The sequence below is a fragment of the Flavobacterium panici genome (genome assembly GCF_903819335.1).
In the GTDB taxonomy this organism is placed as follows: domain Bacteria; phylum Bacteroidota; class Bacteroidia; order Flavobacteriales; family Flavobacteriaceae; genus Flavobacterium; species Flavobacterium panici.
Map to the genome: position 1 here is coordinate 310,974 of NZ_CAIJDE010000029.1, position 19,907 is coordinate 330,880.

Annotated in this window: 18 protein-coding genes; 10 read left to right on the plus strand and 8 right to left on the minus strand. The window is 34.0% G+C overall.

The features are described from left to right. Nucleotides 1–30: 30 nt before the first annotated feature. The 4 genes from uxaC to FLAPXU55_RS04255 form a co-directional block, all read right to left on the minus strand. Complete coding sequence (uxaC, locus tag FLAPXU55_RS04240) at nucleotides 31–1,437, minus strand: glucuronate isomerase (protein WP_180856722.1); 1,407 nt, start codon at nucleotides 1,435–1,437, stop codon at nucleotides 31–33. 25 nt (nucleotides 1,438–1,462) lie between these two features. Further along, nucleotides 1,463–2,254: a gluconate 5-dehydrogenase gene (locus tag FLAPXU55_RS04245; RefSeq protein WP_180856723.1), complete on the minus strand. Its 792-nt coding sequence runs from the start codon at nucleotides 2,252–2,254 to the stop codon at nucleotides 1,463–1,465. A gap of 3 nt (nucleotides 2,255–2,257) precedes the next feature. After that, nucleotides 2,258–3,097 (minus strand): 5-dehydro-4-deoxy-D-glucuronate isomerase, encoded by an 840-nt coding sequence (gene kduI / locus FLAPXU55_RS04250; protein ID WP_180856724.1) that lies wholly within the window; start codon nucleotides 3,095–3,097, stop codon nucleotides 2,258–2,260. Nucleotides 3,098–3,189: 92 nt separating this feature from the next. Next, nucleotides 3,190–4,749 (minus strand): MFS transporter, encoded by a 1,560-nt coding sequence (locus tag FLAPXU55_RS04255; RefSeq protein WP_180856725.1) that lies wholly within the window; start codon nucleotides 4,747–4,749, stop codon nucleotides 3,190–3,192. 398 nt (nucleotides 4,750–5,147) lie between these two features. On the opposite strand from FLAPXU55_RS04255, the gene FLAPXU55_RS04260 reads away from it, so the two are divergent. From FLAPXU55_RS04260 to FLAPXU55_RS04300, 9 genes are all read left to right on the plus strand, one after another. Next, a complete protein-coding gene (locus FLAPXU55_RS04260) occupies nucleotides 5,148–6,089 on the plus strand; it encodes an alpha/beta hydrolase (protein ID WP_180856726.1) in 942 nt (313 codons plus the stop codon). Between the two features lie 768 nt (nucleotides 6,090–6,857). After that, nucleotides 6,858–7,172, plus strand: coding sequence for a hypothetical protein (locus FLAPXU55_RS04265; RefSeq protein WP_053472007.1), 315 nt, complete (start codon nucleotides 6,858–6,860; stop codon nucleotides 7,170–7,172). Between the two features lie 226 nt (nucleotides 7,173–7,398). Next, entirely contained in the window at nucleotides 7,399–8,088 is a 690-nt protein-coding gene (locus FLAPXU55_RS04270) for a hydrolase (RefSeq protein WP_180856727.1), read from the plus strand. A 228-nt stretch (nucleotides 8,089–8,316) separates the two neighbouring features. After that, nucleotides 8,317–10,104: an amidohydrolase gene (locus FLAPXU55_RS04275; RefSeq protein ID WP_180856728.1), complete on the plus strand. Its 1,788-nt coding sequence runs from the start codon at nucleotides 8,317–8,319 to the stop codon at nucleotides 10,102–10,104. A gap of 1 nt (nucleotide 10,105) precedes the next feature. Beyond that, complete coding sequence (locus tag FLAPXU55_RS04280) at nucleotides 10,106–11,476, plus strand: alginate export family protein (protein WP_180856729.1); 1,371 nt, start codon at nucleotides 10,106–10,108, stop codon at nucleotides 11,474–11,476. 25 nt (nucleotides 11,477–11,501) lie between these two features. Further along, nucleotides 11,502–12,065, plus strand: coding sequence for a 2'-5' RNA ligase family protein (locus tag FLAPXU55_RS04285; RefSeq protein ID WP_180856730.1), 564 nt, complete (start codon nucleotides 11,502–11,504; stop codon nucleotides 12,063–12,065). Nucleotides 12,066–12,273: 208 nt separating this feature from the next. Beyond that, nucleotides 12,274–13,197 (plus strand): helix-turn-helix domain-containing protein, encoded by a 924-nt coding sequence (locus FLAPXU55_RS04290; protein ID WP_180856731.1) that lies wholly within the window; start codon nucleotides 12,274–12,276, stop codon nucleotides 13,195–13,197. Nucleotides 13,198–13,529: 332 nt separating this feature from the next. After that, complete coding sequence (locus FLAPXU55_RS04295; RefSeq protein WP_180856732.1) at nucleotides 13,530–14,255, plus strand: SDR family oxidoreductase; 726 nt, start codon at nucleotides 13,530–13,532, stop codon at nucleotides 14,253–14,255. 275 nt (nucleotides 14,256–14,530) lie between these two features. After that, nucleotides 14,531–15,295: an SDR family oxidoreductase gene (locus FLAPXU55_RS04300; RefSeq protein ID WP_180856733.1), complete on the plus strand. Its 765-nt coding sequence runs from the start codon at nucleotides 14,531–14,533 to the stop codon at nucleotides 15,293–15,295. Between the two features lie 86 nt (nucleotides 15,296–15,381). Here the strand turns inward: FLAPXU55_RS04300 and FLAPXU55_RS04305 are convergent, their stop codons facing one another. The 4 genes from FLAPXU55_RS04305 to FLAPXU55_RS04320 form a co-directional block, all read right to left on the minus strand. Then, entirely contained in the window at nucleotides 15,382–15,888 is a 507-nt protein-coding gene (locus tag FLAPXU55_RS04305; RefSeq protein ID WP_180856734.1) for a hypothetical protein, read from the minus strand. A gap of 176 nt (nucleotides 15,889–16,064) precedes the next feature. Then, nucleotides 16,065–16,523 carry a PepSY domain-containing protein gene (locus tag FLAPXU55_RS04310; RefSeq protein WP_053472016.1) on the minus strand — a complete coding sequence of 153 codons (459 nt, stop codon included), beginning with the start codon at nucleotides 16,521–16,523 and terminating at the stop codon, nucleotides 16,065–16,067. A gap of 89 nt (nucleotides 16,524–16,612) precedes the next feature. Beyond that, on the minus strand, nucleotides 16,613–17,311 hold the full coding sequence (locus tag FLAPXU55_RS04315; protein ID WP_053472017.1) for a LytR/AlgR family response regulator transcription factor: 699 nt from the start codon (nucleotides 17,309–17,311) through the stop codon (nucleotides 16,613–16,615). Continuing rightward, nucleotides 17,311–18,348: a sensor histidine kinase gene (locus tag FLAPXU55_RS04320; protein ID WP_053472018.1), complete on the minus strand. Its 1,038-nt coding sequence runs from the start codon at nucleotides 18,346–18,348 to the stop codon at nucleotides 17,311–17,313. The genes FLAPXU55_RS04315 and FLAPXU55_RS04320 overlap by 1 nt, the downstream gene beginning before the upstream one ends. 162 nt (nucleotides 18,349–18,510) lie before the next feature. Here FLAPXU55_RS04320 and FLAPXU55_RS04325 point away from each other — a divergent pair, with 162 nt between their 5' ends. Then, nucleotides 18,511–19,896: a TolC family protein gene (locus tag FLAPXU55_RS04325; protein ID WP_053472019.1), complete on the plus strand. Its 1,386-nt coding sequence runs from the start codon at nucleotides 18,511–18,513 to the stop codon at nucleotides 19,894–19,896. The last annotated feature ends 11 nt before the right edge of the window (nucleotides 19,897–19,907 follow it).

Genomic DNA, 19,907 nt, shown 5'->3' on the forward strand with positions numbered 1-19,907 from the left:
TTTTCTTAATGCCTTAATGGTTAAAAAAAATTAAAATTTGAAATACTCTTTAGCATTATTATATGAAATGTCGGCAACTAATTTTCCTATCCATTCCATATCGTTTGGAAGTTCTCCGCGTTTGATTTCATCTCCTAAAAGATTACATAAAATACGTCTGAAATATTCGTGTCTTGGAAATGATAAGAAACTTCTTGAATCTGTCAGCATTCCAACAAAACAGCTGATTAATCCCATATTTGAAAGCGCGTTTAACTGCTTTGTCATTCCGTCTTTTTGATCTAAAAACCACCATCCAGAACCAAATTGTACTTTTCCGCGAACGCTTCCGTCGTTGAAATTTCCAATCATCGTTGCCATAACTTCGTTATCAGCCGGATTTAGGTTATAAATAATAGTTTTAGACAATTTATCTTTACTGTCTAAAGCATTTAAAAAGCTTGACAGTTTTTGTGCCTGCGGATAATCTCCAATAGAATCCCATCCTGTATCTGGACCTAAAATTCTGTGCATACGAGCATTATTATTACGCAAAGCACCTAAGTGAAACTGCTGTACCCATCCAAATTCATGATAAGTTTCAGATAAAAACAATAAAACAGCACTTTGGAATTTTAAAGCTTCTTCTGAACTTAGAATTCTGTTTTCTCTTTTCTTTTTGAAAATGGTATTAATCTCAGATTCTGTAAATTGTTCAAAATAAATCTGATCTAAACCGTGGTCACTTAATTTACAGCCATTTGCATTAAAAAATTCAATTCTGTTTCTTAATGCAGTTTGTAAATCAGCATAAGTATTAATTGCAACTCCGGACACATCCCCTAATGTGTCCAGATATGCATTATAACCATCATTAGCAATTAAGATGGCTTTATCAGGTCTGAAAGCCGTACTCATTTTAGTTCCAATTGGATTTTTTGCCAGTTTTTGGTGAAACTCTAAACTGTCAATTGGATCTTCAGTAGTACAAACTAATTCAGCGTTTACTTTTTTAAGAAGGTTTTGTGTGCTGTATGCCTGAGAATTTATTTTCTCAGTCGTTTCGATATAGATTTTCTCTGCATTTTTTTCATTCAGCAAATCATAAATATCAAAATAGCGCGCTAATTCTAAATGTGTCCAGTGGTACAAAGGATTACGCATTGTGTACGGAACTGTTTTTGCCCAGTTTAAGAACTTATCTTTATCTGAACCATTTCCGGTTACAAACTGCTCGTTGATTCCTAATGTACGCATGGCGCGCCATTTATAGTGATCTCCATTAATCCATACATTTGTAATGTTATCAAAAATCTTGTCTTCGGCAATAAACTGCGGATTTAGGTGATTATGATAATCAATAATTGGCTGATTTTTAGAGTAATTGTGATACAACTCTTCAGCATATTTATTTTCTAACAGAAAATTATCGTGTATGAATGTCTGATTCGCGCTCATGTCTTTTTAAAATATATTTTGAGAATTATTCTTCGTTTGAAGGTTTTCCTATTGTCGCCAGGATTCCGCCGTCAACATATAAAATGTGACCGTTTACAAAATCACTCGCTTTTGAGGATAAAAATATTGCTGCTCCGGCTAAATCACCTGGGTCTCCCCATTTTGCAGCAGGAGTTCTGCTAATGATAAAATCGTTAAACGGATGTCCGTCAACTCTAATTGGTTTTGTTTGTTCTGTTGCAAAATATCCCGGCCCGATTCCGTTGATCTGCACATTGTATTTTGCCCATTCTGTTGCCATGTTTTTCGTCAGCATTTTTAAACCGCCTTTTGCAGCAGCATATGCCGAAACTGTATTTCTTCCCAACTCACTCATCATCGAGCAAATGTTGATGATTTTCCCTTGTCTTCTTTCAATCATTCCTTTTGCCACATGCTTAGAAACAATAAACGGACTTACTAAATCAATATCGATTACTTCTCTAAAATCAGCAACTTCCATTTCAAGAAGCGGAATTCTTTTAATAATTCCTGCGTTGTTAATTAAAATATCGATTGGTCCAACTTCGCTTTCAATTTTGGCAACTGCAGCTTTTACTTCCTGCTCTTCGGTTACATTAAATTTATAACCAACCGCATTGATTCCTTCACTTTTAAGTGCCGCTACAGCATCGTCAATTTTTTGTTGAGATGAATTTCCGTTTACCACAATTGTTGCTCCGGCTTCTCCAAGTCCTTTTGCCATTGCCATTCCCAGTCCGTGTGTACTTCCTGTAATAAGGGCAACTTTTCCTTTTATGTCAAATAAGTTTGTCATTTTTTATCTTAAATCAGTGATTTTACAAACATCCATATCTCCGTAATCTAGGTTTTCACCCGCCATTCCCCAGATAAAAGTATAGTTGCTGGTTCCTGATCCTGAGTGAATTGACCAAGGCGGAGAAATTACTGCCTGATGATTGTTAATCCAGATGTGTCTTGTTTCCTGCGGCTGTCCCATAAAGTGACAAACGGCCTGATTTTCCGGAATATCTAAATAAAAATAAACTTCCATTCTGCGATCGTGAACGTGTGCCGGCATTGTATTCCAAACACTTCCTGGTCTTAATTCCGTCATTCCCATTTGTAATTGGCAGGTTGTTACAACACTTCCAATAATCATTTGGTTTACTGTACGGTGATTCGCCGTTTCCATTGTACCCAATTCTAATTTATTTGCTTCTGCCAAACTTACTTTTACCGTTGGGTAAGTCGTGTGAGCCGGTGCAGAATTGATGTAAAATTTAGCCGGGTTTTTGCTGTCAGCACTTTTGAAGATTACTTCTTTATTACCGCTTCCAATGTATAAGGCATCTTTAAAACCAAGTTTATAAGATGTTCCTTCGACTACTACAGAACCGCTTCCTCCAACATTAATAATTCCTATTTCTCTTCTTTCTAAAAAATACGGCGCTTTAAGCGGATCGATTGTTTCCAGCGCTAAATCGCCTTTTACAGGAACTGCAGAACCTGCAATGTATCTGTCGTAATGCGAATAAACCAATACAACTTCATCTTCCTGCATTAAATCATCAATTAAGAATTCTTCTCTTAACTGCTGTGTGTCGTATTTTTTAACTGCTTCTGGGCTTGACGCGTATCTTGAGCTATATTTTGTCATAATTTTATTTTAATGTAATCGATTGCACAAATTTAATTTTTTATATTGAAAAAAGCATAATTCCAACTAAAAAATATTTCAATAATGCTAAATTACAGATTTGTAATTGGACTATACTTAGGAACTAAAGTTTTCATTACTGTCCAGCCAATTAAATAACAAACCGCACAAATCGAGAAAATAATCATATAGCCTGTATTGATTCCATCAGAAATTACGGCACCGCTTTTCTCTAATTCTTTAAAGAAAGTTTCCGGAATAGGCTGAGTTACAAATTGTGGGAATTTCTCTAAAAACGGCTGTCCATTTACGGTTGTCAATGTTTTATGTGTATAATCAAACAATAATCCTGAACCTTTATTAATCAAAGTCGAACCTAAACCTCCTGCTAAACCTCCAATTCCTGTAATGGTTGCAATTGCTTTTTTAGGAAACATATCTCCAACCGTTGTAAATATATTTGCAGACCACGATTGGTGTGCTGCACCAGCGATTCCGATAATAATGATAGGAACCCAATAACTGATATATCCTAAAGGCTGTGCGACTAAAGCTAATAGTGGAAAAAATGCAAAAATCAGCATCGCTCTCATTCTTCCTTCGTAAGGGTTCATTCCTTTCTTTTCCACAAAATAAGTTGGAAGCCATCCACCAATAATCGATAGTAAAGTAATCATATACAAAACGAATAATGGCAATGCAGCTTCTGTAGAATCCATGTGGTATACAGAACTTAAATAAGCCGGAGTCCAAAATAAAAAGAACCACCAAACACCATCTGTCATAAATTTACCAAAAGCAAAAGCCCAGGTTTGTTTGAATTTTAAACATTCTATAAAAGATACTTTTGAAGTTGTTTCTGGAACGTAACCTACTAATTTACTGTCTGCAATATCATCTTGCTGAATATAAGCTAATTCCTCTGCACTTACTCTTTTATGTTTTTCTGGTTTATCGTACATAAAAATCCAGAATCCCATCCAGATAAAACCTAATGCCCCGATGATAATAAATGCCATTTCCCATCCAAATGATTCTGCGATAAAAGGAATTGAAATTGGAGCTGCCAATGCACCAACTGTTGCACCGGCGTTAAAAATACTGGTAGAAAAGGCACGGTCTTTTTTAGGAAAATATTCGGCAGTGGTTTTAATTGCTGCAGGAAAGTTCCCTGCTTCACCAACGGCTAAGATAAAACGGGCGAAAATGAACAATGTAACACTTACATTAATTACTTTTCCAGTATCGCTTAAACCGCTGATTATTTCTTTTGATCCTTCAAAACCAACAAACCAGTTGCCAGTTATAATTCCCGAAGTTGCAATTCCGCAAAAAGCGTGTAAACAGGCTCCTACAGACCAAATCCCAATAGCCCAAAGAAACCCTTTTTTAGTATCTAACCAATCTACAAATCGTCCTGCAAACAATAATGAAACAGCATAAAAAATAGAAAACAACGCAGTAATGTTTCCGTAATCGTTATTTGTCCAATGAAACTCAGGCGCAATAAAATCACTCCAGGTTAACGAAAGAACTTGTCTGTCGAGGTAATTAATGGTGGTTGCAAAAAACAAAAGCGCACATATACTCCAACGATATTTTCCTGCGGATTTAATAGTTTGATTTACTGTAACAGCATCGGTTTGACTCATGATTGTGGTTATTATAGTTAGATTATTTAATTTTAAGATCCGTATACAAATGCATAATTTAAACACATTAGAATCAAGAGATTAAAATTATAGGATTGCAATAATGTAATCGATTGCACAAATTTAATTTTTTATATTTATATTCCAAATAAATTATATATAAAATTATTTTCAGCACCAAATTTAAGACATTGCATAAAAAAAAGAACTCAAAATTACACATTAACTAATATATTTGTTAAAAGCCAATAGGTGAAATTTATCCGTATTTAGGGGTAAAATTGTCCCGGGATTTAATCCTCATGAAATTGTTTTTAATTACCTTTCATTTATTCAAATTTATAAATCTGCCCGACTAAACAAGTAAACAATTGTAAAACAACTAATTAAATTTAACATTGAAAAATTCAAAAAAACAATATTTTAGAAAAACTGTATTTAGTTTTATTCTTTTTACAGGAGTATTATTCAATATAAAAGCGCAGAATCAGGTAATTCCGCTTTGGAATAAAATTCCGGATGAAATTAAAGCACCAGATTATAAAGAAAAAGAAGTCATAACTGACGGAAAAGTTCAAAGTACCAGTTTAGTTACAATTCCAACTTTAACGACGTTTTTCCCGAATGTAACAAAACCAAATCAGACTGCTGTAATTATTCTTCCCGGCGGAGGATATCAGCATTTGGCTATTGATAAGGAAGGAACAAAAGTGGCGCAATGGTTTAATAGTTTAGGAATTCCGGCTTTTGTATTGAAATACCGACTTCCGAGTGATTTAGTAATGAAAAATAAAAACGTAGGCCCATTGCAAGACGCTCAGGAAGCGATTCGCTACGTAAGACAAAATGCTGCAAAATGGAATATTGATCCTAACAAAATTGGAATTTTAGGCTTTTCTGCAGGCGGACATTTAGCTGCTACCCTATCCACTCATTATGATGATAAAGTTTATGAATCTGCTTATAAAGTAAGCGCCCGCCCCGATTTTTCTCTTTTAATTTATCCTGTAATTTCAATGCAAAATGATATTACGCACAAAGGCTCGCAGATTAATTTATTGGGAAACAATCCTTCACAAGATTTAATTGATTCCTTTTCAAACGAAAAGAAAGTTACCACAAAAACACCGCCCGCATTTTTAATTCATGCAACAGATGATACCGTAGTTTTACCGGAAAACAGTATCGATTATTATTTAGCACTCAAAAAAAATGGTGTTACAGCGGAGTTACATTTATATGAAAAAGGTGGTCACGGTTTTGGTTTAGGCATAAACGACACCAGCAAATATTGGACAAGAGACTGCCAGGAATGGTTAAAAGTAAACGGCTATAACTAAAGCCAAAAAAGTATGAAACAAAAAAAAGGTTTTTAGAAGAGGCCAACCAATTAACCAAATCTAAAAACCTATAAAAAATTAGACATCTGTTGTATTATTTGCAAATTTCTACAAGTTACCCATGATAAAGTGAATATGTCAAATTTTTAAAAATTAAAAAAATTGTTTCTCCAAAAACAGTTTAACCGTTAAGATCTTTGAGGAATAATTTAAAAGGTAGTAAATCATTATCTCAATCTCAACAAGACAAATCTAATACAGCCTTTTGAAATCCCATTACGGGTTTCCCGTATATTTTTTTTAAAGTTGCTAAGATTCTGAGGTTCTAAGTTTTTTTTAAAGCTTAGAACCTTTCTTATTCTAGGTTAAGTTGAAACCGTAATCAAACAAATAAATTTGCATAGTAAATTACAAGTTCTGTCAAAAACTGAAACCAAATAGAAAAAGAAAAATCTTAGAATCTTAGTACTTCAGTATCTTAGAAACTTTAAAAAAATCTTTCTTGTTCTAGATTAAGTTGAAGAAAAAACAAAACAAATAAATTTGCATAGTAGATTACAAGTTCTGTCAAAAACTGAAACCAAATAGAAAAAGAAAAAACTTAGAGTCTAAGCATCTTAGAACCTTAGTAACTTCTTATTCTAGATTAAGTTGAAGCCATGATAAAACAAATAAATTTGTAAAGTAAATTAGAAGTTCTGCCAAAACTAAATTCAAAGTAAAAAACTTAGAATCTTAGCATCTCAGAACCTCAGAAACTTAGAAAAAATGAAAACACTTGAATTCTTATTACTCGGAAAAAACGAAGACATACTGGCCATTTTACTTCGCCTTGTAAACGCATATGAAGATTGGAACGCAGTTTCTTTCAACAATGAAAAAGAAGCTCAGGAATATTTTCAAAATCACAAAATCGATGTTGTTCTTTTGAGTTCCGGAATCGAAGATCATGTCGAAAAAGAGTTTACTTCATTTTGCTTAAAACAGCAGCCGGAAGTTGAAGTAATTGAACATTTTGGCGGAGGAAGCGGTTTATTAAAATCAGAAATTCTCCACCGATTACATCTAAAAGGAAAAATTTAGGTACCAGCATTTTTCTCTTTTAAAATTCATTAAAAGCTTTACGATAATACATTAACGAATATCCAATTTTTATTGACGATATATCGCTAGGATCACTATTGCCTTTTCTGAAAATCCTTTTAAAATCAACACATTACAAACAAGGCATTTAATTTGAATGCTAAACACTGAAAATCAAATACAAAATATTTTTAAACCTTTTAATTAACAACAAAATCACATTATCATGAAAAAATTAATCCTTACCGCAGCTTTATTATTTGTAACATTTATTGGATTTGCTCAAAAACCAAGTCCTGCATTGTTAGATCCAACAAATCATGCATTAGTACTAATTGATTACGAAAGCCAAATGGCATTTGCAGTAAGCAATATTCCAATCGATCAGCTTAGAAACAACACTGCTCTTGTAGCCGGAGCTTCAAAAATATTCAAAGTTCCAACTGTTGTAACAACTGTTGCTGAGAAATCATTCAGCGGACCTGTTTTTAGAGAAATTGAAGAATTCTATCCTCAAAAAACTTCAAACTATATCGATCGTACTACAATGAATACCTGGGAAGACGCTCCTGCACGCAAAGCGATTATTGCAACTGGTAAAAAGAAAATCGTTTTTGGCGGTTTATGGACAAGCGTTTGTATTGTTGGGCCAGTTTTATCAGCAATCAACGAAGGTTATGATGTTTACGTAATTACAGATGCAAGCGGAGACGTTTCTAAAGAAGCACACGAAATGGCTGTAACTCGTATGGTACAAGCGGGTGCACATCCTGTAACTTCATTACAATATTTATTAGAATTACAACGCGACTGGGCTCGTCAGGAAACTTATGTACCTGTAACAGATTTAGTTAAAAAATACGGTGGCGCTTATGGTGTAGGTGTTCAATATGCTCACGAAATGTTGAAACACTAAATAGTAAATGGAACGCGGATGAAACGGATTCGCTAGCGCGAAGGCGCGGATAAAACGGATTTTTAAATCATTAATTATAAAATAAAATCTGTGTAAATCCGCGTCTTTGCAAAGCAAATCAGTAAAATCCGCGTGCCATTTCGCACTAAAATACTTCCAGAAAAACAAAGAAAGGCTGTGTAACCCCACAGTCTTTTTTTCTCCCAAAACCAACTAAATACCACTATTATGAAACTCTCTTTCAAAATATTAGCTTTTCTTTTATTGCTTTCTGTTTCAGTTTTCGCTCAAGGCAAAAAAGCTACACTTATCGTTCATCATGCTGTAATTCACACTCTAGACAATAAAAATACGATTGCCGAAGCTATGGCTGTCGCCGATGGGAAAATCCTGAAAACAGGAAAAAACAGCGAAATCTTAAAATTAAAAGACAAAAAGACAACCGTAATCGATGCCAAAGGAAAAGTAATTATTCCCGGAATATTCGATTCTCACATGCACATTATTCGCGGCGGAAGATTCTTTAATACCGAATTACGCTGGGATGGTGTTCGTTCTCTCAAAAAAGCTTTAGCAATGTTGAAAGAACAAGCACAAAGAACTCCAAAAGGACAATGGGTTCGCGTTGTAGGCGGCTGGAATGCCTATCAGTTTGAAGAAAAAAGGCTCCCAACTTTAGCAGAAATCAACGAAGCAACAGGCGAGATTCCAACATTTATTCTTCACTTATACGGACACGCTTATTTAAACAAAGCAGGGTTACAAGCTTTAAAAATTGATGCCAATACGCCAAACCCAAATGCAGGATTAATTGAAAAAGATCCAGAAGGAAACCCAACCGGATTATTAGTTGCTGAGCCAAATGCTTTTATTTTATACTCAACACTTTCTAAACTTCCGGAATTATCTCCAGAAGAAAAAATAAACTCTATAAAACAATTTATGACCGAAATGAACCGTCTTGGCGTAACCGCTATTATGGATGCCGGAGGCGGATTTCAAAACTTTCCGGACGATTACGGTGTAACAAATGGTTTATGCAAAGACAGTGATTTAACGATTAGAATGCCGTATTATTTGTTTGCACAAAAAGCCGGAAGCGAACTAAACGATTACACTAAATGGATTAATACGGTTGAAATTGGCGAAGGTTGCGACGACGATCATCATTCAGATAAAGTAGAATATCATGTTCAGGGTGCAGGAGAAAATTTAGTAATGAGTGCGGGAGATTTTGAAAACTTCGATAAACCAAGACCAGAATTAAGCCCTGCAATGGAAGGACAATTAAAAGAAGTTTTGTCTTTATTAATTAAAAACAGATGGCCGTTTAGAATTCACGCCACTTATAACGAAAGCATTACAAGATTTTTAAATGTAATTGAAGATATTAATAAAGAAACGCCTTTAAACGGACTTTTATGGTTCTTTGATCACGGAGAAACAGTTTCTGTAGAAAATTTAAAACGTATCAAAGCTTTAAACGGCGGATTGGCGATTCAGCATAGAATGGCGTATCAGGGCGAAAGTTTTATTAAAAGATACGGAAAAACGGCGGCTGCAAATACAGTTCCGCTAAAGAAAATATTAGAATTAGGAATTAAAGTAGGAATGGGAACTGACGGAACGCGTGTTGCAAGTTACAATCCGTGGGTTGGCTTATATTGGTTAACAACCGGAAAAACTTTAGGCGGTTTAAAATATATGAATGATGAAAATATTCTGGACAGAACTACTGCTTTAAAATTATTCACTTACGGAAGCGCACAATTAATCAATATTGAAAAAGACCGTGGAATGCTGACAGCAGATAAACTAGCCGATTTTTCTATTCTTTCTGATGATTATTTCGCAACTCCTGAAGAAAAAATCTTAAATATAGAATCAAAATTGACAGTCGTAAACGGAAAAGTAGTTTATGCCGATAATGAATTTAGAACCTTTGCCAAAGAAACCCCAAAAGCGATTCCGGATTGGAGTCCTGTAAATTACTTTGGAGGTTACCAAAAAAACTAATATGAAAAATACATTCCGATTATTGTTGCTTTTGGGAATCATTTTTTCTGCAAATGCACAACAAAAACCAGTTTTCCAAAAGCTGCGATATGACGATGATTTCAAATATCTAAAAGCCGACTCGACGAAAAACTGGTACGAGAAAATCAAATATATTCCGTTATCGAAAAACGATAAATATTACGCCTCAATTGGGGGCGAAATCAGGGAACAATATTTTTATACCGTTAATGACAAATGGGGCGATGAAACCACTGGCGGCGATGGTTATTTATTGTCAAGATATTTACTAAATGCCGATGTTCATTTAGGAAGGTTCAGAACTTTTATTGAATTTCAAAGCAGTCTGGCAAACAGTAAAATTGATCCGAGTCCGGTGGATGAAAACGAACTTGATTTTCATCAGGTATTTTTAGATGTTGATTTCATTCAAAATAAAAATCAGCAGTTAACTTTTAGAGTTGGAAGACAGGAAATCGCATACGGTTCGCAGCGTTTAGTCAGCGTTCGCGAACGTCCCAACAACCGAATTGCTTTTGACGGAATGAAACTATTCTACAAAAACAATAATTGGCAGACGGATGCTTTTTATTCGCATCCTGTTGCCAATAAACCCGGAGTTTTCAACGATGATTTTAATGACAATGCTAAACTTTGGGGAAGTTATACGGTATTTCATAAAGTACCATTTATTCAAAATATCGATTTGTATTATTTAGGTTTATGGAAAAACCACGCTGTTTTTGATAATGCTGTTGGCGAAGAAACCAGACATTCCATAGGAACAAGAATTTGGAAAACAAAAGGAAACTGGAAATATGATTTTGAAGGTTTGTACCAATTCGGAAAAATCGACTCGCAAAATATCTCGGCGTGGACGCTTTCATCAAACACATCTTATACTTTTGAAAATGTAAAATTCAATCCTGAAATTGGTTTAAAAACCGAATTCATTTCCGGAGATAAAAACAGCAATGACAATCAATTGCAGACATTTAATCCTTTGTATCCAAAAGGTGCTTATTTCGGTTTAGTCGGTTTAATTGGCCCATCAAACTTAATTGACATTCATCCGTCAATTGCGTTAGATTTAACCGAAAAATTAGGCTTCGGAATCGATTATGATATTTTCTGGAGAAGTTCCATTCACGACGGATTATACGCCCCAAACATGCAGCTTTTATATTCTGGAGATAACACAACCGAACGTTTTATAGGAACTCAATTAATTACAAATTTTGATTATAATGTAAATCCTTTTTTAACTGTTTCTGTAGAAGGTGCATGGTTTGATGCAGGTGCATTTTTAAAAGAAGCCGGTTCTGGAAAAGATTATTTTTATACCGCTTTGACAGCACAATTTAAATTCTAAATTTGTGTAACTCAAAGTCCTAAAAATGGAGAAAAAGTATTCTGTTGCCATTTATCCTTCACAAGATGTTATTGATTCCGTCAAAACAATGAAGGATTATTTAAAAAGTAAAATTGATTGGTACAACAGCTGTAATTCTGTTGGACATATTACAATTTGTGAATTCACAATTACCGAATCCGAAATTGATAAATACAAACAAAAGCTTGTTAAAGTTTGTGATACTTTTACTCCTGTTCAGGTTCATCTAGATCATTTTGGTTCTTATGACAATGCCGGAGCGTTTTATATAGCTCCAAATGAAGAATCAAAAATAGTCTTGAAACCAATTATGAAAAAGATTCAGGAATCTTTAAAACCTTTAAAGCTGAAAAAAAGCGACGATCCGCATATGTCAATTGGAAGGAAATTAACGCCTGAAAATCTTAAAATAGCCTCGCAGCTTTTTACTACAATCGATATTGATTTTCTATGCAAGGAAATTGTACTTCGAGAACTTGATCCTGTTAAAAAACAGTTTTTTGTAATTGATACTTTTTTATTTAATGGAAATGCACAGCCAGAGTTTGTTCAGGGTAGTTTGTTTTGAGGTTTTGCCACGAAGGCACTAAGACACAAAGTTTTTTTACAAAGTATTGTCATTGCGAGGAACGAAGCAATCGCACTAACAAAAATCACCAAATTGATTCAGCAAGTGAGATTGCTTCGTTCCTCGCAATGACTGTGCAAATCTGTTTTATCCGTAAAATCCGCGGGCCAAAAAAATTTCGTATATTTGAATTTTACAATTCACACATATGAAATCCCTAGATTCATTTTACCAGGATATTACCGGAGACGAAACTGTTGAACCTAACTTATTATTACCAAACGACATTCAAAAAGAGATTGGTCATTTTAATGTTTTTGATATTAAAGAACTTTTAGAACGTCTTCAGGGAAAACCGACAATGCCTTATGACAGAAGAGCTTATTATAAAATAAGTTTGATTCGAGGTCATAATAAAGCAGAGTACGCCGACAAAGTAATTGAAATAGAAAAACAAGGATTGTTATTTGCAACACCAAAAATTCCATACAATTACGTTCCGCAAGACACAAACCAATCTGGACAGTTTTGCGTTTTTACAAGTGAGTTTTTATCTAAAAACAAAAGCGGAATTGACTTAGACGAACTTCCTATTTTTGCTTCAGACGGTTATCCTATTTTTCAATTATCAGATGAAGAAGTAGAAGAAGTTGCATTGATATTCAACAAAATACAAAAAGAAATTAATTCTGATTATATCTATAAATATGATTTAATCCGAAATTACGTGGCTGAATTAATTCACTTTGGGCAAAAATTACAGCCCATAACTGCTCTTTATTCTAAACACAATTCTGCAGCGAGAGTTTCCTCTTTATTTGCCGAATTATTAGAAAGACAATTCCCAATAGAATCTCCGCATCAGCGATTAGAATTAAGAACCGCAAAGGATTTTGCAGCGAGATTATCTGTTCACGTTAATCATTTAAATAAGGTTTTAAAAGAAAATACCGGAAAAACCACAACGGAATTAATCAGTTCAAGATTGACAAACGAAGCGAAAATCCTTTTAAAACAAACGGATTGGAATATTTCTGAAATCGCTTATTCTCTTGGTTTTGAGGAATTAGCGCATTTTTCTAACTTTTTTAAAAAACAAACTACTTTAACGCCGCTGGCTTTTAGGAGTTAGATTATTTTAGATTTTATAATTATTTTAGATTGCTGATTTTAGATTTTAGATTCCCACAAAGCTTGTCCTCCTGAGCGAAGTCAAAGGATCTCATGCTGAGTCCATACAGTATGTTCTTATAGGGCGTTTCCTTCGACTTCGCTCAGGATGACATAAAATGAGAATTTTTATTTGAGCCAGTAATAATTGGAATTTGGTCCCGAAGCCTCGGGATAAAAAATTGGAATTTCACAACACCTGATTTGAATTTCGCAAACATCGGTTTGATATTTACAATCCCCCAACTCTACTTCACTCCTACCTTTGTCTTATCAATTTAAAAGATCGAAAAGATGAATTTATCAAACAACAAAATTTTAATAACAGGTGGTGCAAGCGGAATTGGGCTTGGACTTACTGAACGATTTATTCAGGAAAACAATACCGTAATTATCTGCGGCAGAAGAGAATCTGTTTTAAACGAAGTGAAAGCAAAATTTCCTTCTGTAATTACAAAAGTATGCGACTTATCTTTAGAAGAAGAAAGAGTTGCCCTTTACAAATGGATTCAAGAAAATTATCCTGATTTAAACGTATTAATCAACAATGCCGGAATTCAAAAATGGGTTTCTGTTACAGATGCTGATTTCTACGAAAGCATGAAAGCAGAAATCAGTACGAATATTGAAGCACCGCTGCATTTAACTTCCTTATTTATTGAGTTGAAATCTTTAACAACGGTAATGAATGTAACATCTGGGCTGGCATTTTCACCTTTTGCAAAAGTTCCGGTTTATTCGGCTACAAAAGCATTTTTCCGTTCGTTTACAATTTCACTTCGTCATTTATTAAAAGAAAAAAATATCGAAGTAATCGAAATTATTCCGCCTGCATTGAACACAGATCTTGGCGGAGTTGGATTACACGACGCACATCCGAGTGTGAGTGATTTTATTCTATCCATTTTTGAGCAAATAAAACAAGGAAAAGAAGAACTTACTTTTGGAACCAGCGAAACAAGATTAAACGCAAGCGTTCCGGAATTAAAAGCGTCATTTAACGCATTACACGGTAACTGAAATTAATTTTTAAACACATAGAAACATAGTTTTTGCAAACACATAAAAGGCATTTCATTTTATCTAAACAAACATAGAAATGCAGCTAAAATCCACATCGCTATGTGTTAGAAACTAGTTTCTTTTTACAATCTTTTTAGATCAAAATAAAATCTATGTTTCTATGTGTTTAAAAAAATCACACTCACTGTGCGGGGTCTTCGACTTCGCTCAGACTGACAGAACAACAAACAAACTATCAACAATTCACAATTAATAATCAACAATTATAAAAAATGGCAGTAAATACAAAAATAGCTCTGGTTACAGGAGGAAGCAGAGGTTTAGGAAAAAATATGGCAATTGCAATTGCTAAAAAAGGACTTGACGTTATCATTACTTACAACAGTAAAAAAGACGAAGCAGACGCTGTTGTAAAAGAAATCGAAAGTTTAGGTCAAAAAGCGGCATCTCTTCAATTGAACGTGGGAGATTCACAAACTTTTGATGGCTTTTTTGAAGGAGTTTCTACCACTTTAAAAAACACTTTCAATACTGATAAATTTGATTTTTTAGTAAACAATGCCGGAATCGGAATTCACAATTCATTTGTTGGAACAACTGAGGCAGAATTTGACCAACTGACTAATATCCAGTTTAAAGGTCCGTTTTTCTTGACTCAAAAAGCTCTGAACATAATGAACGACGGCGGCGGAATTGTAAATATTTCAACTGGTTTGGCTAGGTTTTCATTTCCTGGTTATGCAGCTTATGCTTCTATGAAAGGCGCAATAGAGACGTTAACAAAATATCAGGCAAAAGAATTAGGTGAAAGAAAAATCAGAGCCAATGTTGTCGCTCCGGGTGCCATCGAAACTGATTTTGGCGGCGGTGTTGTTCGTGATAATGAACAATTAAACAAAAACTTAGCCTCAATTACAGCTTTAGGAAGAGTTGGTTTGCCAGACGATATTGGCGGCGTTGTTGCTTTTTTATGTACCGAAGATGCGCGCTGGGTAAATGCACAACGTATTGAAGCTTCTGGCGGAATGAATTTGTAATTCTTATTTACGTTAAATATTAAACCCGACAGGTTTTTGAAACCTGTCGGGTTTGCTGTTTTAAATATGTTTGAGTAAGTATTTTTTTACCCTATTTGAATTGTTTTAATTAAGTTTCCTTCTTCATCAAAAATAAGATTATAATTTTTTCCTTCTTTTACCGCTTTTACTTCATAAGTTGTTTTGTTTTTAGCATCAAGTACAGAGTAAGCTTCTCTTGGCAGCACTACGGCTTTAGCTTTTGTTTTTGACTTACTTTTTGATTTCGAGTTTGATTTAATCGGATAATTGGAATCAAGATAAACCTGAGCATTTTGCGGTATTTTAGCGCTTGAGATTTGCTCTTTATACTTTTTAAAATTTCCATCACTGTCATAAACCGCATAAGCCTGAGTTTTGACTGCTACAGTAAATTTTGCAGCAAAATAAATATCATTCTCAGTCTTTCCATATTCCATAGACCAAATTGGCTTTTTTTGTGGATATTGTTTTTCAAAAGCCTTTACTGTCTTTTCTGACGGAAGCAAAATGCTCTGCTGTCCTATTAAAAAATTGAAACATAAAAAGGCGGTAAATAAATAAAAATTCTTCATAATAATACTTTAATAAAATTAAACAATCTGCATATAAAGTAATAAAATTACTACATTTTAACCATATTAAAAAGTTAAAATTTAGAATATCTTCTAACAACAAAAACAAAACCCGACAAGTAAAAAACTTGTCGGGTTTGCCGTTTTAAATATAATTGAATTAGTAAGTGTTCTTTTTAATTTTTTTCGATGATTACATCAAAACCTCCATTTTGATCAAAAACAACATCATAAAATCTGGAATCTTTTTCTATGCCCACTTCATATGTTGTTTTGTTTTTATCATTTACTATCACAGCGATTTCCTTAATCGCTTTTGGTGCGTAATTTTTCTTTAAATAAGTCTGCGCTTTTTGAGGTAATTGACTTAACGGAATTTGTAGTTCATACGCTTTCAAAATTCCCAAATTATCATAAACTGCGAGCGCTTTGGTGTTCTTATCGGTATTAAATTTTGCCTGGTACCTAATTTCATCATTATCATCGCCAACATAATCTATAGACCAGACCGCAACTTTGTTTGGATACTCTTTTTCAAAAGTAAACCGAACTTTTTCGGGTGGCGTTACTACTTCATTTTGAGCGCTTAAAAAACCACCGTAAAGTAAAATCAGCAGTAAGAATACTTTTTTCATGATCCTGACTTCTAAAATTAAAAACTCAAATAAGTACTAAAATTATTACTTTTAAAATGAAATCCAAATATTTTTTAATAAAAAAAATGTTACTTTTTTAATCTGTCCGTCAATTCCCTTTTGTAGGTTATTCCAACGGGTAATTTTTCATTTTTAATTACTACAAAATCTTTTTCAGTTGTATCAATTTTGTCTAATGCAACAATATAAGATTTATGGATTCGGATAAAATTTTTCTCCGGAAGGCATTTTTCAAGCTCCGTTGTGGTTATTGAGGCGAGATACGTTCGCTTTGTCGTGTGCAGTTTTACGTAATTTCCAAAACTTTGTGCATATAAAAGCTGGTCTAATTCAATATCAATAAAATAACCGTCAACTTTTACGCTTACCTTATTTACAACAACTTCTTCTTCTTTTGTTTTTACATTTTCTGTAGAGAAAAAACGATCTACAGCTTTTAAAAATCTTGGAAAATAAATGGGTTTCAGTAAATAATCAATTACACCGTAATCGTAGCTTTCGAGTGCAAATTCAGAATAAGCTGTTGTCAAAATTGTTTTGGGATGATTTGGAATAATCTTCAATAATTCCATTCCTGAAATCTCAGGCATATTGATATCCAAAAACATCAAATCGACTTTGTTTTCCCTAAGATAATCCATTGCTTCGATGCCATTATATCCCTGAAAAACCAATTCTAACTGCGGATTTTGTTTTATATAATTAGCTAAAACATAATGCGCTGCCGGCTCATCATCAACTATAATGCATTTTTTTGGATCTCTCATTATGCAAATCTTTTCAACTGCAGTTTTAAATCAACTATATAAGTTTTTTTATTCTCCTGAATATCGAGTGTATAGTTTTTTCCGAAAATCAAATTCAGTCTTTCAATCGTATTTTTTAAGCCAATTTTAGTCGAAACAACATCTGTTTGCTTCGTTGGAATTGAATTTACTACATGAAGATGCAGCTGTCCGTCTTCCACCGTAATAAAAATTTGGACGAAACATTTTTCAATCGCGCAGGTTCCGTGTTTAAAAGCATTTTCGATAAAAGCAATTAAAAGCATCGGCGAAATTTTATACGCATTTTCATTATCAACTTTAGAATCAAAAGTAATATCACAGCGATATCCTACTCGTTCTTTTTCAAGCTGCACATAACTGTTTATAAACTCTAATTCGTCTTCTAAAGATACGCATTGTTTGCTGTTACTTTCTAATTGATAACGCATTAACTGCGAAACCTTCATAATTAAATCAGGCGTTCTGTCCGGAAATTCAAGACTGATTCCGTAAAGCGTATTAAAAGTATTGAATAAAAAGTGCGGGTTTAATTGTCCTTTAAGGGAATTCAACTGCATTTGGTTGAATAACAAAGCTTCTTCAGTACGTTTTCTGTGTATTCTGTAGAATTTAAAAACAATAATCGGGCTTAAAATACAAACTAAAGTTCCTAAAACGCTGGCTAATTGGTACAAATAACTTCTTTGATGGGAGTTTTGATAAAAATAAAGATTTCTAAACATGTCTAGCATCGTAAGCTCATACAACACAATCGAGAAAACAAGAACACCAAAAAGCGTTAATACCAAATAAGTAAAAGGACGGCGGGTTTTAAATAATATGGGAAAAAGGAAGAAACGATTGAACTGTGCGTGCATATACAGAATGCAGTAGAAAAAAACGCCCATTAAAACAGATGTTATGGAACTAAATAACATCCAGTCGTTTTTTAAGGTATATATGGTAAAGGAAAACGCGACGACGGCAATTTCCTGCCACCATTTGTTATCCAGAATATTATCAAATTTTATGCTCATTTTTTAAACTTAAATAGTTCACAAAGTACGGACAAATATTTAATTATCATTTCTAAAAAATGACCAATTGAATTGGTCATTTACTATTGCAGTACATCACTTAACATGACTTTTATCAGTGTAAGAGAAATAAATTTGTGCTATAATTTCACACTTGAGTTTATGTATTTCAAAAAAATTACCTTATTATTTTTCTTGATTTTTGCATCAATCGGTTACTCTCAAACCCTTTCTTTAAAAGAAGCAGTAAAAACTGGGCTTGAAAATTACGGTTCGATCAGGGCAAAAAACAATTACACCAATGCATCAAAAGAGACTCTAAAACAATCTCGACGTGATTACCTGCCTAACCTTAATTTATCGGCTCAGCAGGATTACGGAACTGTAAATGGTCAAAACGGACCGCTTTATGGATTTGGAGGTCTTGGAGTTGCTTCATCAGGATTACCGCTGCCGGAACAAAACTGGAATTCGGCTTTTGGCGCACTTTATCTGGTCAACATGAACTGGGATTTTTTCACTTTTGGAAAAACGCAGGAAAAAATCAATTTGTCTAAAATTGATGTTCAGGCCAAAGAAAAAGATTTACAGCAGGAAAAATTCCAGCAGGAAATCAAAATTTCTGCTGCTTATTTAAATCTTTTGGCAAGTCAAAGATTGTTGATCTCTCAGCAAAAAAACCTGGATCGTGCAGAGGTTTTCAAAAAGACAGCTGTTGCGAGAGTTAAAAACGGATTATTAGCCGGAGTAGATTCTACATTGGCTACAGCCGAAGTTTCAAAAGCTAAAATTGCTTTAAATCTGGCAAAGAATTTCGTTAAAGAACAAAACAATAAACTGGTTGATTTAATGGGCGTTGCACCTCAGGATTTTGTTACGGATACTCTTTTTGTAACGCAGATTCCGAAAGAATTAATTAAAACAAATGCGGCTACAGACAGTCTGCATCCTTTATTACAATTCTATAAAACCAAAATCGATTACAGCAATCAGCAGGTTAAATTATACAAACGTTTTTATTACCCAACCATGAGTGCTTTTGGTGTTTTACAAACCAGGGCTTCGGGATTTGAAAATAGTTATGCTACAGACCAGCATGCTTTTAGCAGAAATTACTGGGATGGCGTAAATCCGGATCGTACCAATTATTTGGTTGGAGTTGGAATTACATGGAATTTAACCACGCCTTTTAGATCAAGCAAACAAGTAAGTGCTCAGAAATTTGTTTCTCAGGCTTTACAGGAAGAATATAATCAGGCAGACAGAGAATTAAAATCACAGCTGACTTTTGCCGAAGATAAGATCAAAATTACACTTGATAATTATGCCGAAGCGCCAATTCAGGTTGATGCGGCTAAAAGAGCTTACATTCAAAAATCGACTTTATACAAAAATGGTTTAACTGATTTAACCGATTTGACCCAAACGATTTACACTTTAAATCGCGCCGAAATCGATCGTGATATTGTGAACAATAATGTATGGCAGTCGTTTTTACTGAAAGTTGCTGCAACGGGCAATTTTGACTTATTTATAAATGAATTTTAATTATAACGTCT

Bases quoted from the DNA above. Each gene is read 5' to 3' on its own strand.
- uxaC (WP_180856722.1), bottom strand. From the start codon at position 1,437: ATGAGCGCGAATCAGACATTCATACACGATAATTTTCTGTTAGAAAAT.
- FLAPXU55_RS04245 (WP_180856723.1), bottom strand. From the start codon at position 2,254: ATGACAAACTTATTTGACATAAAAGGAAAAGTTGCCCTTATTACAGGA.
- kduI (WP_180856724.1), bottom strand. From the start codon at position 3,097: ATGACAAAATATAGCTCAAGATACGCGTCAAGCCCAGAAGCAGTTAAA.
- FLAPXU55_RS04255 (WP_180856725.1), bottom strand. From the start codon at position 4,749: ATGAGTCAAACCGATGCTGTTACAGTAAATCAAACTATTAAATCCGCA.
- FLAPXU55_RS04265 (WP_053472007.1), top strand. From the start codon at position 6,858: ATGAAAACACTTGAATTCTTATTACTCGGAAAAAACGAAGACATACTG.
- FLAPXU55_RS04270 (WP_180856727.1), top strand. From the start codon at position 7,399: ATGAAAAAATTAATCCTTACCGCAGCTTTATTATTTGTAACATTTATT.
- FLAPXU55_RS04275 (WP_180856728.1), top strand. From the start codon at position 8,317: ATGAAACTCTCTTTCAAAATATTAGCTTTTCTTTTATTGCTTTCTGTT.
- FLAPXU55_RS04280 (WP_180856729.1), top strand. From the start codon at position 10,106: ATGAAAAATACATTCCGATTATTGTTGCTTTTGGGAATCATTTTTTCT.
- FLAPXU55_RS04285 (WP_180856730.1), top strand. From the start codon at position 11,502: ATGGAGAAAAAGTATTCTGTTGCCATTTATCCTTCACAAGATGTTATT.
- FLAPXU55_RS04290 (WP_180856731.1), top strand. From the start codon at position 12,274: ATGAAATCCCTAGATTCATTTTACCAGGATATTACCGGAGACGAAACT.
- FLAPXU55_RS04295 (WP_180856732.1), top strand. From the start codon at position 13,530: ATGAATTTATCAAACAACAAAATTTTAATAACAGGTGGTGCAAGCGGA.
- FLAPXU55_RS04300 (WP_180856733.1), top strand. From the start codon at position 14,531: ATGGCAGTAAATACAAAAATAGCTCTGGTTACAGGAGGAAGCAGAGGT.
- FLAPXU55_RS04305 (WP_180856734.1), bottom strand. From the start codon at position 15,888: ATGAAGAATTTTTATTTATTTACCGCCTTTTTATGTTTCAATTTTTTA.
- FLAPXU55_RS04310 (WP_053472016.1), bottom strand. From the start codon at position 16,523: ATGAAAAAAGTATTCTTACTGCTGATTTTACTTTACGGTGGTTTTTTA.
- FLAPXU55_RS04315 (WP_053472017.1), bottom strand. From the start codon at position 17,311: ATGAGAGATCCAAAAAAATGCATTATAGTTGATGATGAGCCGGCAGCG.
- FLAPXU55_RS04320 (WP_053472018.1), bottom strand. From the start codon at position 18,348: ATGAGCATAAAATTTGATAATATTCTGGATAACAAATGGTGGCAGGAA.
- FLAPXU55_RS04325 (WP_053472019.1), top strand. From the start codon at position 18,511: ATGTATTTCAAAAAAATTACCTTATTATTTTTCTTGATTTTTGCATCA.